The following is a 14,870-nucleotide window of genomic DNA, read 5'->3' on the forward strand; positions in this document are numbered from 1 at the left end:
GTTTTGTCTCACCCTCTCACAAGTTGAACGATGCCACCGATCAAGGTGCCAAGTATGAATATATAGATGGGCGGCATGCTGGCGTAGAGCCAAAGCAGCCGTTTTTCCGGTGCCTTGTGATAGCCCAGAGCATAGCCGACCCGCATGAACGGCCAGATCAGTCCGATTCCAGCGGCCCAATAGGGGCTGACGACATAAGCGAAGAGCCAGAGGCCGGGCAGGAATAGCACCAGATGCTCCAGAGTGTTCTGATGCGCGCGGACATGGCGCTCATATTCCGGCGGGCCGCTATGCGATGGCGGTATGATCTGGAAACGGCCGCGCGCCAGTCCTGCCATCAGCAGCGTAAAATAATAAGCGAGCAGAGCCAGTGCGCTGACAATCGCCACATAAATATACGGGTCCATGATCCGCTAATCCCCATCCCTTTTTCAGACTGTCCTGAACGAATGGATCGGGCCTGACCACAGTGCATTTCGATAAGAAATGGATTGGGGGGCTGAATTCGGGAGGCGATGGTTGGGCTACTTGCGCCCGCCTGTTCGACCCTTCCATCTGCCGCGCCGCGTATAGGCGAACAACGAAACCCAAATATTGGAAATAATCCCCACTAGTCGGCATCACGCAAATATGACTCTTGATCGATAAAGGTATAAGTCCTTGAAATATCATTAAATACTGAAACTGGCACGCCCCATGCAATGCTGTTGTTATCTTCGCTACAGCAACTGCGAAGCAGAAATTTAAACAAAAAAGGAAATACAAAATGACCAACGTAAATATCCAGAACCAGGTAGCCGCCGCTTTTGCCGCTCTTTTCTCCGCAGCCGTTCTGGTTGTCGCCAGTGTCGGCCCGGCTGTTCAAAATTCCGCTGCCCTGATCGCATAACGCCCACCAGTAGGAAGGAAAATATCATGCCCCGCTTCACTTTACGTCAGGAAATCGCCGCCGGTTTCGCCGCCATGTTCTGCTCGGCAATATTGGTGATCTCTGCGGTTGGTCCGGCAACCAACGGCGCGACTTTCATCTGATGAAAATCGACCGGAGTGTATCTGCCAACCGGCAGTCGGGCACTAATGCCCCGCCTGCTCGCCGCGCTCCAGTCCCGATAATGCCAGCTGCTCGTCAATCTGCGCCATCAGCCGGTCGAGGCCTTCTTCCGACTTCGCTTCGGCCCGTGCGACCAGAACATCCTGCGTGTTGCTGGCGCGCAATAGCCACCAGCCATCTTCGGTGTTCACCCGAGCGCCATCGATATCATTCACGTCCGCGCCACTGGCCGACAGCCGCGCCAACACTTCGTCGATCACCGGGAACTTGCGGCTTTCATCGACCTGAAAGCGCATTTCGGGTGTGTTGATCATATCCGTCATATCGCTGCGCAACTGGGTCACGCTCTTGCCGATATTGGTCGCCGCCTGAATCAGGCGAATCGCGGCATAAGGCGCGTCATCGAAACCGTAATAATCATGTTTGAAAAACACATGGCCGCTCATCTCGCCAGCCAGCGGAGAGCCTGTTTCCTTCATTTTGGATTTGATCAAACTGTGGCCGGTCTTCCACATCAGCGGTTTGCCGCCCAGTTCCGCGATCCGGTCATATAAGGCCTGTGATGCCTTGACGTCGGCGATGATCGTGGAGCCGGGCTCGCTCTTCAGCACATCCTCGGCATAGATTTGCAGCAATTGATCACCCCAGATCACTCGGCCTTCGCCATCGATCGCGCCAATCCGGTCGCCGTCGCCGTCAAAGGCCACGCCGAAATCGAGGCCCTTCTCGGCAACCAGTGCCTTCAGATCGGCGAGATTCTTTTCCTCGGTCGGATCGGGATGATGGTTGGGAAAGGAACCGTCGACATCGGTGTAGAGCAGATGATGCTCGCCCGCGCCGCGATCGGTGAGCAGCTTGGTCAGTTTCTCGATCACCGGTCCGGCTACGCCGTTGCCGCAATCCCAGCCGACCTTGTAGACGCCGCCGGTAAAATTCTTCAGCAGCCGCTCGACATATTCATCTTCAATATCGATCCGCTCGAGCGTGCCCGTTCCGCTGTCCCAGTCTCCGCTGGCTGCCATCGTGCCCAGTCCCAAAATGTCGGCGCCGAAAAACGGGCGGCCCTGAAACACCATCTTGAAGCCATTATAATTGGCAGGATTGTGACTTCCGGTAATCATTATGCCGCCCTGGACCGTTTCCAGTACAGATTCGGCATAATATAGCATCGGAGTGGGGCCCATTCCGACAGAAATGGCATTGATTCCGGCATCGTTGAGACCCCGGACAAGCGCCTCTTCCAGCATCGGGGAGCTCTCGCGTCCATCAAATCCGGTAGCAACCGCCGTCCCGCCATCGCGCGCAATTAAAGTCCCGAAACCCCGGCCAATCGCATAGGCATCGTCTGCTCCCAGCGTCTCGCCGATGATGCCGCGAATGTCATATTCGCGCAGGGAAGTGGAATGGAACTGGTGGGATGTCGGGGCGTTCATGGGCATGACCTTGGTTGTTGGGCTGGCCTTGTTTCTAAGGCGCAACATAGCGAAAATCCAGCAATACTCTCAAAATATGACGGGATGGCTACCGACGGCCGGATGCCTCCAATTCTTCCAATAACAGATCCCGCGCCCGGTTGATCATCTTCGCCAGCTGCTCGTCACCGCCATTGTCCGGATGATGTTCCGCCAGCCGTTGTTTCCAGGCTGCATTGATTTCGATAAAGCCGGCATCGTCGCTCACGCCCAATACGGATCGCGCCCGGTCCAGTTCGAAATTCCGCGGCTTGCGCTTCGGTTCCTCGACGCTGCGCGCCGGTATCAATATGCGCCAGCCGCTCAGAAAGGCCGCGCCGGCGAGCATCGCCCCGCCCATGATCCAGCTTCCACCGCGCAGGAAATTCGCGCCCAATAGAGCGACGACCAGCGCCAGCCACTGGTTGGTGGTCATCGTCTTGGCCTTGCCTGACAATATCAGCCAGGCCAGAATCGCGCCGCCAAAGATGAGCAATGGCATCATCGGTCAGGCGACCAGCTTGGGTTTCGTCGCGGCCGGGGCGGCGCCGTCGGCTATCTGTTCTGCGGTCTGCGGGAGCGCTAGATGCTTGATCAATTCGCGCAATTCCTGACGCGCCGCCAGATGGCTGGTGGCAAGCCGGCCAAGATGTTTCTTGTCGAGCATCGTCAGGCCGGCCGGGAAAAGCTCGCGATAGATTACACGCTCGCTGAGCCCCGGAATGATACGAAAGCCGACGCGTTGCGACAGTTCGGCCAGCGCGGCCACGATGCGTTTCATATTATGCGCTTCGACATATTGGGTCCGGTTCCGCAACAACACCCAGTCGATCGTCGTGCCGTCCGCCTTGGCCCGCGCCTTGCGCGCATCCCAGATCAGTTCGGCATAAAAACTCAGTTTGCGGACCTTGTAGGTCTCCGGATCAACTTGTCCGATCAGGTCGAAATCGACAAAGCTGTCATTGATCGGCGTGACCAGTGTATTCGCTCTGGTAGCGACAAAGCGGGCGAATTTGTCATCGCGACCCGGTGTGTCGAACAGCAGGAAATCCACATTGGCGGACATTTGTGCCATCAGCTGCTCGAGCCGGGCAAGATTGTCGTCTTCGAACACTTCATAATATGGCTGCGGAATATCAATGTTCAGTCGCTTCATCGTCGCGTCGCGATTTTCCAGATAGCGATAGGATGTCCGCTGGCGCGGATCGAGATCGATGATTCCGACCTTGTGACCCTGATAGGCCAGGGCAACCGCGACATGGACCGCGGTGGTCGACTTGCCGGTCCCGCCTTTCTCGTTGGCGAAGACAATATGATACGCACTGCTGGTCACGTTTTGATCAATATCCCTGTTCTTGGCCCTTGCGAAGGACGATACACCGTCCCATAGCTTACACGAGCTTTACAGAAAAATCTAAACGCAAAGAGTGATGCATGCAAATTGTTCGACAGCTTGACCCGCTGCGGGACGCTTTGGCGGCGTTTCGCCAAACTGGAGCCAAAATCGGTTTGGTTCCGACCATGGGGGCGCTGCACGCAGGGCATATGCGGCTGGTGGAAGTGGCGATGGAACAATGCGACGCGGTCGTGGCATCGATCTTCGTCAATCCGACCCAGTTTGGGGAGGGAGAGGATCTTGATGCCTATCCGCGTCAGGAAGCCGCCGATGCTGCGTTGCTGGAAGCGGCGGGCGTCAAATTGCTATGGGCCCCCACCGCCGATCAGGTCTATCCGGATGGCTATGCCACCAATGTCAGCGTCAGCGGGATCAGCGACGGGCTGTGCGGCGCTGCCCGCCCGGGCCATTTTGACGGCGTCGCCACGGTGGTGGCGAAATTGTTCAACCAGGTCCGCCCCGACGCCGCCTATTTCGGTGAAAAAGACTATCAGCAGCTTGCGGTCATCCGCCGGATGGCGCGCGATCTGGATTTCACCCATGATATAGTTGGTGTGCCGACGGTCCGTGACCGGGACGGCCTGGCCCTGTCCTCGCGCAATGCCTATTTGACGGAAGAGCAAAGAGCCAATGCCGTTGCGCTCCCCGATGCAATGCGGGAAGCGGCCAATGCGATCGCGGCCGGCGGCGATATTGCCGATATACTGGAGGCCGCCAAAGCAAAGTTACTCGGCTCCGGCTTTCACAAAATCGATTATCTCGAGCTTCGCGACGCCAATAGGCTGGCGGTTCTCGATATTTTTGCAAAACCGGCCCGGCTTTTCGCTGCCGCCCGTATCGGCAGTACCCGGTTGATCGACAATATCCCCGTTTCCTAAGGTTACAGCGCTCTCTTGTTAACCAAATAAGTTGGAAAAAACACCTGATTTCGTGGGGCTTTGAAGCTGCCAAACCGAGTTTCTGCGATTAGCGTTAACCATTTCTTTAGGACATTGCGTTGAAAGTCGGCCTGTCGCCAAGAAATGCGGCAACAGGAACAGGGACTGACAATATGGGCAACAGCATGAAAAGCGCCGCCTTTCTAATCGAAAGCCGCCTCGCCGAGGCATCGCACGGCAGCAGTAATGCATATTTTGATCTGGGTGTGATCTATTCCACCGGATCGGATGGCGTCGAGGTCGATCTGATCGAAGCGCATAAATGGTTTAATCTGGCAGCATTGTCTGGACATGACGAAAGCAAGATGTGCCGCGCAGAAATATCGCTAGATATGACCGCGCGCGAAATTGCCGAAGCACAGCGGGAAGCACGTAGCTGGCTACAGGAAACTTCGCGCCGGGCGGCCTGAATCTAATCTGTTTTTAAACTAACCGGCTTTTTTGAACGGCCCCATATCGGCCAGAAATTCGATATCGGCAGCAACCGCCTGCCGCTCGCGTTCGAGATAATCGGCAATCGCCGAGCGGAATCCCGGATCGACGATATAATGGGCTGACCAGGTCGGCACCGGCTGATAGCCTCGCGCCAGCTTGTGGCTGCCTTGTGCTCCGGCCTCGACCGTCTTCAACCCGCGCGCAATGGCGGCATCGATCGCCTGATAATAGCAAATCTCGAAATGCAGAAAGGGGATATTGCGCGTGCAGCCCCAATAGCGCCCGTAAAGCGTCTCTTCGCCAATAACATTGAGCGCGCCCGCGACCGGGACGCCGTCCTGCATCGCAAATATCAGCAGTAGCTTGTCGCCCATTTTCCGGTGCAACAGATCAAAAGCTTCGCGGGTCAGATAGGGCTGCCCCCATTTGCGCATTCCGGTATCCTGATAAAATTTCCAGAAATAGTCCCAATGATGCGGCTCGATTTCATCTCCCGATAGATGAACAATGTCCACTTCCTCCTGAGCCTTGGCCCGTTCCCGGCGGATCGCCTTGCGTTTCCGGGAAGACAAGGCGGCGAGGAAATCATCAAAACCTTCATAGCCGTCGTTGCGCCAGTGGAACTGGCTGTCGGTGCGGATCATCCAGCCCGCTGCGCGAAAATGGTCGAGCTGGTCCTCATCGACAAATGTTGCGTGCACGGACGAGATGCCGTTATTCTCCGCCAGTTGCTCGGCCGCGCGCAACAACGGTATGGCGAGAGACTCGTCGCGCAATAGCAAGCGTGGTCCGGGCACCGGTGAAAAGGGCGCTGCGATCTGGATTTTCGGATAATATTGGCCGCCGGCATTTTCATAGGCATGCGCCCATTGCTGGTCGAAAATATACTCGCCCTGACTGTGCGACTTTAGATAGCTGGGCAGGCAGGCCGCGATTTCGCCCGCCTCATCTTCTATGATGATCGGCAGAGATTTCCAGCCCGTGCCCGGGCCGACGCTACCCGATTCTTCCATTGCAGACAGAAATGCGTGGGAGACAAACGGATTGGCCGATCCGGCACAGCTATCCCATTGGTCCACTGGCAGGCTGGCGATATCATCGGCAACGCGCGCGACAATCTCGGTGGGGGTAACGGGCGTCGCAGACATTGCTATCAGTTCTCCGGCATCTCATAAACCGGTTCGTCCGCATATACTGACGCGATCTCCTCCTGTTTGGCAGAGCGTACGGTCCAGGTGACAATTGGCAGGCCCCGCGCGCGTTGCGCAGCGGCAAAGCGGGACGGCAGATCGCGAATATCATAGGCCAGAAAATCCGGCCTTGCTGTCCAGAGATTGCGGTGGCGGGCAATCCGCCCGCGCCAGTTCTTGCTGCCCTCTTCCGTGACCACCAGCCCGCGGACGATATGGTCGGCATTCTTGCGAAACCAGGCGCCAACCAGCGGATTGAAGGACATGACAGCCGCCTTGCCACCATAGCCTTCCAGAGCGCGGCGAACCGACAGGCAGAGCGGACCAACCCGCAGATTACGCGACTTGATTTCGATCATAATCGGCACTTGGCCAGCGACTTGCGCCAATATTTCCCTTAAACGCGGGATCTTGCCGTGGCCGCCGTTCAGCTGGATCCGGTCAATATCTTCGGACCGCAATTTTCCTATTGGCCCCGTTCGATCCGTCAACCGGTCCAGATCATAGTCATGAAAGACAAAGGCGCGGCCATCTTCCGCTGCCTGAACATCGCACTCGATTCCGTGGCCCAGTTTGATCGCGGCCGCGAAGGCAGCGGGGCTATTTTCCAGCACGCCATTGCCGTGCAACCCGCGATGGGCATAAGGTTGGCCCTTTAGGAATGCCACACGACCGGGTGCCGGAGCCGGCGCGAGCGCATTGTCGAGCAGTGTCCCGATCACTCGGGTTTCAGGGCGATGATGGCGTCAACTTCGACTGCGACGCCGAGCGGCAACGCCGCGACTCCGACGGCGCTTCTGGCATGCACCCCTGCGGCACCGAAAATCACTTCCATCATATCGGAGCAGCCATTGGCCACTTTGGGATGGTCGGTATAGTCCGCGGTGCTGTTGACGAAGACGCCGAGTTTGACAATCCGGTCGACCCGGTCGAGCGATCCGACCGCCTTCTTGATCTGCGCCGCGATCATCATCGCACAGGCTTTGGCGGCCTGTTGCCCGTCTTCCAGCGACATATTGTCGCCAAGCCGTCCGGTAATCAGCTTGCCGTCCTGCATCGACACCTGGCCGCTGATATGGAGCATGCCATTCACTTCGACGGCGGGAACATAAGAGGCAACCGGGGCTGCCGGTGTCGGCAATTCAATGCCCTTCGCTGTCAGGGCTTTTTCAATATTGTCGGTCATAAAGCAAAACTCTCACGCATGGTTCGCAGGGTCAAGCTCTTGCGATGGCAAATCCATCGCCGGAGCCGGTGCGGCTTTGTCAAACTTGTCCGATATCCAGTCCGTCGCTTCGTTCCACAGATCGATGCGGGCATGGGCGGCAGGATTGGTCTTGATATGTTTCGCCATGATCGGTTCGCCAACCATCTGCAGGCGCCAGACGTCGGGCGCATGTTTGGCGACGCTGCCGTGCTGATGGCCGAGATCATCGACAAACACCGTTACACTGGGCTCATATTCGGCGAGAATACTGGTCAGTAGTTCGCCCTTGCCGCCCTGATTGGTGTAGACGGGGAAATCGATGCCAACCGCTTTGAGCTGTTCTGCCCGCGCTTCGCGGCGGTCATCCAGCAGGTTAGTCAATATAACGACATCGGCAATTTCACCGAGCTTGTTGATCGACTCGACCGCGCCTTCGATAGCCCCCTGCCGGTGCATCTCGCTGTCGAAAAATTCCTTTAGCATCGGCCAGATTTGCTCGGGCAGAACCTGGGTGCCGTCATGTTTGTGGCGCAGAGCATTTGCAAAATCGCTACCATTTTCCAGGTCGAAATGGATGTGCTTGTCGCTATCCAGCCATTGCTGGAAGGGAACTACCATATGCAGCAAGACTTCGTCGCAGTCGCTGATCAGAAGCGGCTTTTTACTCATAAAATTCTCCGGGAGAGTTTAAATGCTGCGCTGCGGCAGCCAATTTCGCAGGGGCAACGCCGATGGCCTCTGCACAAGCGACCAGATCGGGTTCGTGATTGGCGAGGAAGCCAAGCAGGGATGCCAGCATTGTTGGGTCTTCAAGGCCTGATCGCAGTTCGCGGGGATCCAGACCGGTCAACGCCAGCAGACGCTCCGCGCGGTCCTGATCCTGCAGCACCCATCCGAGCGCCTGCAGGGCGATGATTTCGCTATCTGGCCCGAGATTGGGATTTGTTTCCATTGCCGCTTTCGCCTAATGGTTCGGCAGCAAGTTTGAAAGGGCAAATCCGGTAGTGGCAAAAAGAGTATTGGTGGTTGAGGACAATGAATTGAACCTCAAGCTATTCTGCGATCTGCTGCGGGCTCATGGTTTTGTCGTCGAACCGGTCAGCGATGGCCGGGAAGTGCTCGAAAAAGCGCGGAGCTTCGTGCCCAATCTTATAGTGATGGATATCCAGCTGCCGCATGTCAGCGGTCTGGAACTGATCGAGCAGATCAAGAAAGATGGTCAACTCAAGATCATACCGATCATGGCCGTGACCGCTTATGCCGGCAAGGGTGACGAAGACCGGATATTGAGTGCCGGAGCAGAGGCTTATGTCTCAAAGCCGATATCAGTCGCGAAATTCATCGAATCGGTACAGAAGGTTCTGCACCGCTAAAGCTAAGCCAAAAGCTGCTTATTTGATTTTGGCTTCTTTGAATTCGACATGCTTGCGCACAACCGGATCATATTTGCGCTGCACCATTTTCTCGGTGAGATTCCGCGGGTTCTTGCGGGTCACATAGAAAAAGCCTGTGTCCGCCGTGCTGACGAGTTTGATCTTTACATTGGCTGGTTTCGCCATGGTGCATTCCTTAAGGCAGAAGCTGAAATAAAAACAGCGACGCTATCCGGCGCCGCATTCGTTCCCCGCGCTAATGGTGAAAAGCCCGATGAATGTCAAGAAAAAGCCTTCGTAGCTCCGAAGGCGGCAAATGCTGTTTTGTTTACCACTATTTAACCATGTTTTTGCATGGTCACGGGGAAACAGGGACAGTTGCGATGAATCACGACCAGAATCTATTTGTGCAGGCCGAAATGTTGAACTTGCTTGATGATCTGCCGGCAGAATTGGCGGTTCAGCATCCGCTGCAATTTCTTATGCATCTGGACCATGTCCGGCAAAAAGCGATGCAGCACCGACTATTAGCGCTCCGCGACCTCAGCTGTGCGCTGGAAAGTGCATTGCAACCAGCCATGCAGAATGGCGGTGCCAGGATCATCGCGCGCTCTTATCTAGAAGCGATGCGTGCGACGCTTGATATTGAAGAGATGAACCCGGCGATGACCGAAGCGCTGATGGCCAATGTCGCGCTTCGTCTCGGCGGACAGGCCTAGCGCCGGGAATAGTGGATGCGTTCCTAACTTCGCTTTTTGCCCTGGCCGTCGCTGAATTTGGCGACCGGCCGCAGATATTATGTGCAGCTTTGGCAATCAGATATGGCCGTGTGTCCCCGATCATCCTGGGCCTCGGTCTCGCCACTCTCTGCAATTGCGTGATTTCGGCCATCGCCGGCGCAGCGGTTCACCAGTGGATCAGCGAAGACGCCCTGCAACTTTTCTATGCCTTGTCGCTGATATTTGCTGGCTTTGGCATGGTGGCATGGCGCCGTCCGGTCGACTTGCTGGAAAAATGGAAGTTCGGGCCGTTCTGGACTTCGTTTCTCGGCCTTTTCATTCTGCAACTGGGCGACAAGGGACAATTTGTTCTGATGGCCACCGCCGCGCGAACCGACATGGCGGCTTTCGCCGCAGCCGGTGGATGGATCGGGGTGATGATTGCCTGCGTGCCCGCCATATTGTTACACCGGCAATTGGCCGAGCATGTCCCGATGGCGACCGTCCGCTATGCAGGCGGCGCCGGCTTTCTTATAGTCGGCGCGATTCTGGCACTTGGCGCATGGGGCATATTCTGATGTCGCTCCGGAAATTCTGTTCGGATTACTAGATCGATATTATCAATCTTAGATAGCAAAACTTCCGGTTATATCGGGCCATCAATATATTCTAATCTCCTTTCCATAGACTGATGAGTCCTAAAAGGAGAATGATTATGACCACAGGCGACAATGCAAAAAAGGCGGTAGCCGAAGCGCTGAACGGAATATTGGCGGACAGTTTTGCTCTCTATCTCAAGACCAAAAACTTCCACTGGCACGTTTCCGGCCCACATTTTCGCGACTATCATCTTATGTTCGACGAACATGCGGCACAGATAATCGGCACTACAGACCTGATTGCCGAACGTGTTCGTAAAAACGGACATCGTACGCTTACCTCCATCGGCGATATCGCCAAGCGGCAGACTATTGCCGACAATGACGATGCCAAGGTTGCGGCGGCGGATATGCTGGATGAATTGCGTTCGGATAATCTGAAGCTTGTCGAAAAGCTCCGCGAAGCCAAGGACCTGGCGGGAGAGGCCGGTGACAATGCTACCGATGGCCTGCTCGACGACTGGACCGACCAGGCCGAAGAACGCGCTTGGTTTTTGCTCGAGATCGTGCAGAAAGATTAAGCGAAGGCAGATATTATCTTTCTGCCCGAACAGATAACGCCAGTTGAACCAAATTTCCGCCGCTTGCTTACTTATATAAACGGGCGGCGGCAGTTTTTCTGGCCAATATCCGGACATTTCTGTTGCTGAATCATCACATATGTAACCAAAATTCGGATTTTCTTCTCGAGAAAACCCCATAAATTCAACGTTTTGTCAATTGGCGCCAAAAATTTTGCAAATTTCGCTTTGATTCACATGGCGAAAACAAGCACAGTAATGGCAGGGGTCTATTCTGACTAAATATTGCAAGGGGCATTCTTCGATGAACAGGAATTTCGGACATTCAAGCAGATCGGTACTTTTGCGGACTGCTGCAGCGGGGGTGATTGCCACGCTCGCACTCGCAACACCGGCACAGGCCATTGTGCCGAATGACAATTACACGCCGGCAGATATCAGCGACCCGGCAGATAGCGTGAACGGCGTTGGCCAGTTTTTTCGCAATGACGGTTTTGTCTGCACCGGTACCCTGATCAATCCGCGCACCGTGCTGTTTGCCGCTCACTGCGTCAACGATCGCCCGGAAAGTGATTATGATACCAATGGTGCGATCCAGTCCGCTTTCTCGTTTAACGGTAATTCTCTTCCCGGTTTCATCGACTGGCTCGACAATGGTTTTGCTTCCAACCCAGATCTGTTCGTCTATAATATCAGCCAGATTGCCTATCATCCTGATTCCGTAGCCCGTGCCGAAGGTGCTGGTTTTCTCGAAGGTGATATTGCCTTGGCTACGCTTTCGGATCCGGCTGCCAATATCCCAACATGGGCTCTGCTGTTCTCGCCGCTTCCCGATCCCGGTGCGATTGATGACGTCGATGGCACTGGCTATCATGTGAAAATTACCGGCTATGGCCGCACCGGCAGCGGTACCGCCGGCGATAATTTGGGCATTGACTGGCGCCGCAAATCTGCTGAAAATATGCTCGGCGCCCTGACCAATTTCGATGACAGAAACACGTTCCTGTTCGGTGATCCATTTGGCGATTTGCCACAGGTGCTTTACCGGCTCGACTTTGACGATCCCAACAAGACCAACCCATTCGACTTTAATCTTTACAAAGATGAGCCTCTCGAAGTCGAAGGCACGACGGCTGGTGGCGACTCTGGCGGTCCGTTGATCCTTGATGCGGCAAACAACGATCTGTCGACCGAAGATCTGCAGATCGGTGTCCTGTCCGGCGGCTCCCGTTTCTTTGGCGAGCAGGTTTTCAGTTCCTACGGCACAGAGAGCTTTTACCAGCCTCTGTTCCTCTTCGCCGACTATATAGCAGCGAATAATCCCTATCGTTATGTCAGCGCAAAAGCGGGCGACGGCGACTGGGAAGATGCGACTCACTGGCAGACCGACCTCGATCCGGCCTATCGCATCATTGATGAAAACGGCAATGTGGTAAATGGCTTCCCTGATACGCAATCGGGCGGCGTCACGCAGTCCACACCGCAATTTGGTGAAGTCTGTTTCGACCTTGAGGGCGATAATGTCGGAGACGAATGTCTCGATCTGGCAACCGGCACCCCAACGCCGCCAGCTCGTCCTGCGCCCACGCCAGCGCCAACACCGGCACCAACATCTTCCATCGGTGTTGCACAGATTCCCAACGCACAGGCAGCCACAGTTGGTGATGACGTGCAGGTTGCTGTGGTTTCCGCGCAATCGGCAGGATCGCCTCAGCTGATCGCCAATGCCGCCATTCGCGGCGACGGCATGATCGTTGAAAATATCGCTATCAGCAGCGGTGCAACGCTAGTCGAGGATATTGCCATCAGCGGTGGCGCGACTCCAGTTGGTGACATTGCCATCAGTGGCGGCGCAACGCCTGTTGCAATCGCCGCCAATGGCGGACCAGAGGGTGCGGAAGAAACTCCGCAGGCGGAAGGTGATCCGTTCCCAGCTGCGACCCTCGATAATGGCCTTGCTGGAGCAACCGATTTTGTTCCCGATAATATCGATGCAGACGTGGCGGGCGGCGTAAAGGCGCGCTATTTCGAAGTGACATTGGATCAGGCGGGCACGACCTCGTTGAACAGCGATGTGACAATTGATCGCCTCAATGTTGGAGGCTCCGCCGGATTGATGATCAATGCCGGATCTAGTCTTTCTGCCTTGATCGACGTCAACCAGACCGCTGGCCGGATCGCAGTCGATGGAACCTTGAGTAGTGTTGGTGACTATTCGCTGTTTTCCGGATTGCTCTCGGGTTCGGGTACCATCAATGCACCCTTCCTGACCAACATCGCGGGCGGTATTGCCCCCGGTTCGGTCGGCACGATCGGTACATTGACCGTGAACGGTAACGTCATCCTATCATCCGGTTCCACCCTGATGATTGATATTGGTGCATCCGGAGATTCGGATCTTCTGGCAGTCAGTGATGAAGCCAATGTAGGCGGTACAGTGGTGTTCTCGCCGATCGACGGCTTCCAGACGGCAACCCCGAGCACCTATCGTATCGTAACGGCAGCTGGCGGTGTGACCGACCAGTTTGACGGCGCGGCACAGATATCTGCAATCCTGCTTTCGGACTTCAGCTATAGTGCAAATGCCGTTGATGTAACCATCAGCGCTCAGAGCTATCAGAATGTTGTCGATGCCGGGAACCCGGTCCAGACCAGCTTTGCCAGCCTTATGGATAACAACCGCGGTAACGCAGCTGTCTCAGGCCTGTTCACCTTCCTGGACTTTACCGATGCCGGTACCATCCAGGCCACTTTTGACAGCTGGGCTCCGACAACGGAATCAACTGTTCAGGCCATGGGTCAAGCGTTCCTCGGTAACGTTTCCGATTTCTACCAAAACAGAATCAGCCTCGCTGACCGGTCTTCGAATGGCGGCACTGTCGCTGTGATCGGTCGTCCGATGCAATTGGCGGCCACGTCACTGGGTGGGATTGCGATGAATGGCGCTAGCGCCCTGAGTGATGCAGCAGCCAATGCAGATGATACCGAAGTCCGTTCCGGCAATGTCAACGAGGACATGGCCGTCTATCTCGCGGGTGGTTTTGTGAATGGCGATGGCGGTTCCATGCCACTCACCAATCCTGCGGCGGGCTCTGACGGAGAAGACGAGTTTGACGGCTTCTTCATCGCCGGTGGCCTCGAATATTATCTCGACGAATCATCCTTCATCGGGATCTCGGCTTATTATTCGGATGTCGATGCGACGGCTGCCTTGGGCAATTCGGCGCAATCAACAGCGATCATGGGTTCGATCTACGGCCGGAAAGACCTTTCCGGCGGGCTGATCCTGGACGGTCGTGCCACATTGGGTACCTATAATGCTGAGACGCTTCGTACCGTGTCGCTTGGTACGCAGTCGTTCAATCTGACAACCGACGATGACAGTATGGTCTATGCCGCTGAACTCGGCCTGTCGAAAGAGATTGAAATGTTCGATGTGATCGCGGCTCCCGGTATTCGGGCTCGTGCAGCGAAGATCAACTTCAGCAATGTGGACGAACAGGGCGGCGGACCGGCTTTGACGATTATTCGTCCCGATTATGACAGCATCCAGGGGCTGGCCGGTATCGAGTTCAAGTCCAAGCCGGGCCGGAAACTACAGATGCGCGCGTCTATGAATTATGTCCACGAATTCGAGGATAACCCGAATAGCTTCGGCGCGAATTTCGTCGGTGGAAATGGTGCGGTAGTTCCATTCGCGCTGGCCGGAAGGGACAAGAACTGGGGCGAAGTCGGCGTTGGCTTGCGTTACAATATGGGCAATGTCTCGTTTGACCTTTCCGCCGATTCAACGGTTGGCCGGTCGGATGTTTCCAGCCAGGTATATTCGGGCGCGATCAGCTTCCGCTTTTAACGGCCGAAAGACTTGAGAAAGCCCGCCGGAGAAATCCGGCGGGCTTTTCTGTGCCCGGATGATTCGGAGGTCTTATG

Annotated in this window: 18 protein-coding genes; 8 read left to right on the forward strand and 10 right to left on the reverse strand. The window is 55.7% G+C overall.

Going from position 1 to position 14,870, the window contains the following annotated elements; translation table 11 throughout:
* Positions 1-8 precede the first annotated feature (8 nt).
* Positions 9-407 (reverse strand): MAPEG family protein, encoded by a 399-nt coding sequence (locus ACWFTY_RS02115; RefSeq protein ID WP_447525758.1) that lies wholly within the window; start codon positions 405-407, stop codon positions 9-11.
* 359 nt (positions 408-766) lie between these two features.
* Here ACWFTY_RS02115 and ACWFTY_RS02120 point away from each other — a divergent pair, with 359 nt between their 5' ends.
* Positions 767-889: a hypothetical protein gene (locus tag ACWFTY_RS02120; RefSeq protein WP_276308613.1), complete on the forward strand. Its 123-nt coding sequence runs from the start codon at positions 767-769 to the stop codon at positions 887-889.
* Between the two features lie 185 nt (positions 890-1,074).
* Here the strand turns inward: ACWFTY_RS02120 and pgmG are convergent, their stop codons facing one another.
* From pgmG to ACWFTY_RS02135, 3 genes are all read right to left on the reverse strand, one after another.
* Positions 1,075-2,484 (reverse strand): phosphoglucomutase/phosphomannomutase PgmG, encoded by a 1,410-nt coding sequence (gene pgmG / locus ACWFTY_RS02125; RefSeq protein ID WP_447525759.1) that lies wholly within the window; start codon positions 2,482-2,484, stop codon positions 1,075-1,077.
* Between the two features lie 88 nt (positions 2,485-2,572).
* A complete protein-coding gene (locus tag ACWFTY_RS02130) occupies positions 2,573-3,007 on the reverse strand; it encodes a J domain-containing protein (RefSeq protein ID WP_447525760.1) in 435 nt (144 codons plus the stop codon).
* A 3-nt stretch (positions 3,008-3,010) separates the two neighbouring features.
* Positions 3,011-3,835 (reverse strand): division plane positioning ATPase MipZ, encoded by an 825-nt coding sequence (locus ACWFTY_RS02135; protein ID WP_447525761.1) that lies wholly within the window; start codon positions 3,833-3,835, stop codon positions 3,011-3,013.
* A gap of 101 nt (positions 3,836-3,936) precedes the next feature.
* Here ACWFTY_RS02135 and panC point away from each other — a divergent pair, with 101 nt between their 5' ends.
* On the forward strand, positions 3,937-4,776 hold the full coding sequence (panC, locus tag ACWFTY_RS02140) for a pantoate--beta-alanine ligase (RefSeq protein ID WP_447525762.1): 840 nt from the start codon (positions 3,937-3,939) through the stop codon (positions 4,774-4,776).
* Between the two features lie 173 nt (positions 4,777-4,949).
* The gene (locus tag ACWFTY_RS02145; protein WP_447525763.1) at positions 4,950-5,246 is read left to right on the forward strand and encodes a hypothetical protein; all 297 of its coding nucleotides are present in this window, start codon (positions 4,950-4,952) and stop codon (positions 5,244-5,246) included.
* A gap of 18 nt (positions 5,247-5,264) precedes the next feature.
* Here ACWFTY_RS02145 and ACWFTY_RS02150 read toward each other — a convergent pair whose 3' ends face one another.
* From ACWFTY_RS02150 to ACWFTY_RS02170, 5 genes are read right to left on the reverse strand one after another with little or no spacing between them, the layout of a single operon-like run.
* Positions 5,265-6,419 (reverse strand): GNAT family N-acetyltransferase, encoded by a 1,155-nt coding sequence (locus ACWFTY_RS02150; protein ID WP_447525764.1) that lies wholly within the window; start codon positions 6,417-6,419, stop codon positions 5,265-5,267.
* Between the two features lie 5 nt (positions 6,420-6,424).
* The gene (locus tag ACWFTY_RS02155; RefSeq protein WP_447525765.1) at positions 6,425-7,183 is read right to left on the reverse strand and encodes a glycerophosphodiester phosphodiesterase family protein; all 759 of its coding nucleotides are present in this window, start codon (positions 7,181-7,183) and stop codon (positions 6,425-6,427) included.
* On the reverse strand, positions 7,180-7,647 hold the full coding sequence (locus tag ACWFTY_RS02160; RefSeq protein ID WP_447525766.1) for a RidA family protein: 468 nt from the start codon (positions 7,645-7,647) through the stop codon (positions 7,180-7,182). The genes ACWFTY_RS02155 and ACWFTY_RS02160 overlap by 4 nt, the downstream gene beginning before the upstream one ends.
* Before the next feature lie 12 nt (positions 7,648-7,659).
* Entirely contained in the window at positions 7,660-8,337 is a 678-nt protein-coding gene (locus ACWFTY_RS02165) for an HAD family hydrolase (RefSeq protein WP_447525767.1), read from the reverse strand.
* A complete protein-coding gene (locus ACWFTY_RS02170) occupies positions 8,330-8,620 on the reverse strand; it encodes a DUF3572 domain-containing protein (protein WP_447525768.1) in 291 nt (96 codons plus the stop codon). Before ACWFTY_RS02170 ends, ACWFTY_RS02165 begins: the two co-directional genes overlap by 8 nt.
* Positions 8,621-8,672: 52 nt before the next feature.
* Between ACWFTY_RS02170 and ACWFTY_RS02175 the strand changes: the two genes are divergently transcribed.
* Positions 8,673-9,041, forward strand: coding sequence for a response regulator (locus tag ACWFTY_RS02175; protein WP_089133587.1), 369 nt, complete (start codon positions 8,673-8,675; stop codon positions 9,039-9,041).
* Between the two features lie 18 nt (positions 9,042-9,059).
* Here the strand turns inward: ACWFTY_RS02175 and rpmG are convergent, their stop codons facing one another.
* Positions 9,060-9,227: a 50S ribosomal protein L33 gene (gene rpmG / locus ACWFTY_RS02180; protein ID WP_066741431.1), complete on the reverse strand. Its 168-nt coding sequence runs from the start codon at positions 9,225-9,227 to the stop codon at positions 9,060-9,062.
* 197 nt (positions 9,228-9,424) lie between these two features.
* On the opposite strand from rpmG, the gene ACWFTY_RS02185 reads away from it, so the two are divergent.
* The 4 genes from ACWFTY_RS02185 to ACWFTY_RS02200 all read left to right on the forward strand — a co-directional run bounded on the left by ACWFTY_RS02185 (position 9,425) and on the right by ACWFTY_RS02200 (position 14,793).
* Entirely contained in the window at positions 9,425-9,760 is a 336-nt protein-coding gene (locus tag ACWFTY_RS02185; protein WP_447525769.1) for a hypothetical protein, read from the forward strand.
* An 11-nt stretch (positions 9,761-9,771) separates the two neighbouring features.
* Positions 9,772-10,338: a TMEM165/GDT1 family protein gene (locus ACWFTY_RS02190; protein ID WP_447525770.1), complete on the forward strand. Its 567-nt coding sequence runs from the start codon at positions 9,772-9,774 to the stop codon at positions 10,336-10,338.
* Positions 10,339-10,475: 137 nt separating this feature from the next.
* On the forward strand, positions 10,476-10,940 hold the full coding sequence (locus ACWFTY_RS02195) for a Dps family protein (RefSeq protein ID WP_447525771.1): 465 nt from the start codon (positions 10,476-10,478) through the stop codon (positions 10,938-10,940).
* A gap of 343 nt (positions 10,941-11,283) precedes the next feature.
* Positions 11,284-14,793, forward strand: coding sequence for an autotransporter domain-containing protein (locus tag ACWFTY_RS02200; protein WP_447525772.1), 3,510 nt, complete (start codon positions 11,284-11,286; stop codon positions 14,791-14,793).
* Positions 14,794-14,870: the final 77 nt, after the last annotated feature.

It is taken from the genome of Parasphingorhabdus sp. NYA22 (assembly GCF_976973735.1).

Excerpts from the sequence above, each read along its gene's own strand:
- ACWFTY_RS02115 (WP_447525758.1), bottom strand. The coding sequence starts at position 407 with ATGGACCCGTATATTTATGTGGCGATTGTCAGCGCACTGGCTCTGCTC.
- ACWFTY_RS02120 (WP_276308613.1), top strand. The coding sequence starts at position 767 with ATGACCAACGTAAATATCCAGAACCAGGTAGCCGCCGCTTTTGCCGCT.
- pgmG (WP_447525759.1), bottom strand. The coding sequence starts at position 2,484 with ATGAACGCCCCGACATCCCACCAGTTCCATTCCACTTCCCTGCGCGAA.
- ACWFTY_RS02130 (WP_447525760.1), bottom strand. The coding sequence starts at position 3,007 with ATGATGCCATTGCTCATCTTTGGCGGCGCGATTCTGGCCTGGCTGATA.
- panC (WP_447525762.1), top strand. The coding sequence starts at position 3,937 with ATGCAAATTGTTCGACAGCTTGACCCGCTGCGGGACGCTTTGGCGGCG.
- ACWFTY_RS02145 (WP_447525763.1), top strand. The coding sequence starts at position 4,950 with ATGGGCAACAGCATGAAAAGCGCCGCCTTTCTAATCGAAAGCCGCCTC.
- ACWFTY_RS02150 (WP_447525764.1), bottom strand. The coding sequence starts at position 6,419 with ATGTCTGCGACGCCCGTTACCCCCACCGAGATTGTCGCGCGCGTTGCC.
- ACWFTY_RS02160 (WP_447525766.1), bottom strand. The coding sequence starts at position 7,647 with ATGACCGACAATATTGAAAAAGCCCTGACAGCGAAGGGCATTGAATTG.
- ACWFTY_RS02165 (WP_447525767.1), bottom strand. The coding sequence starts at position 8,337 with ATGAGTAAAAAGCCGCTTCTGATCAGCGACTGCGACGAAGTCTTGCTG.
- ACWFTY_RS02170 (WP_447525768.1), bottom strand. The coding sequence starts at position 8,620 with ATGGAAACAAATCCCAATCTCGGGCCAGATAGCGAAATCATCGCCCTG.
- rpmG (WP_066741431.1), bottom strand. The coding sequence starts at position 9,227 with ATGGCGAAACCAGCCAATGTAAAGATCAAACTCGTCAGCACGGCGGAC.
- ACWFTY_RS02185 (WP_447525769.1), top strand. The coding sequence starts at position 9,425 with ATGAATCACGACCAGAATCTATTTGTGCAGGCCGAAATGTTGAACTTG.
- ACWFTY_RS02195 (WP_447525771.1), top strand. The coding sequence starts at position 10,476 with ATGACCACAGGCGACAATGCAAAAAAGGCGGTAGCCGAAGCGCTGAAC.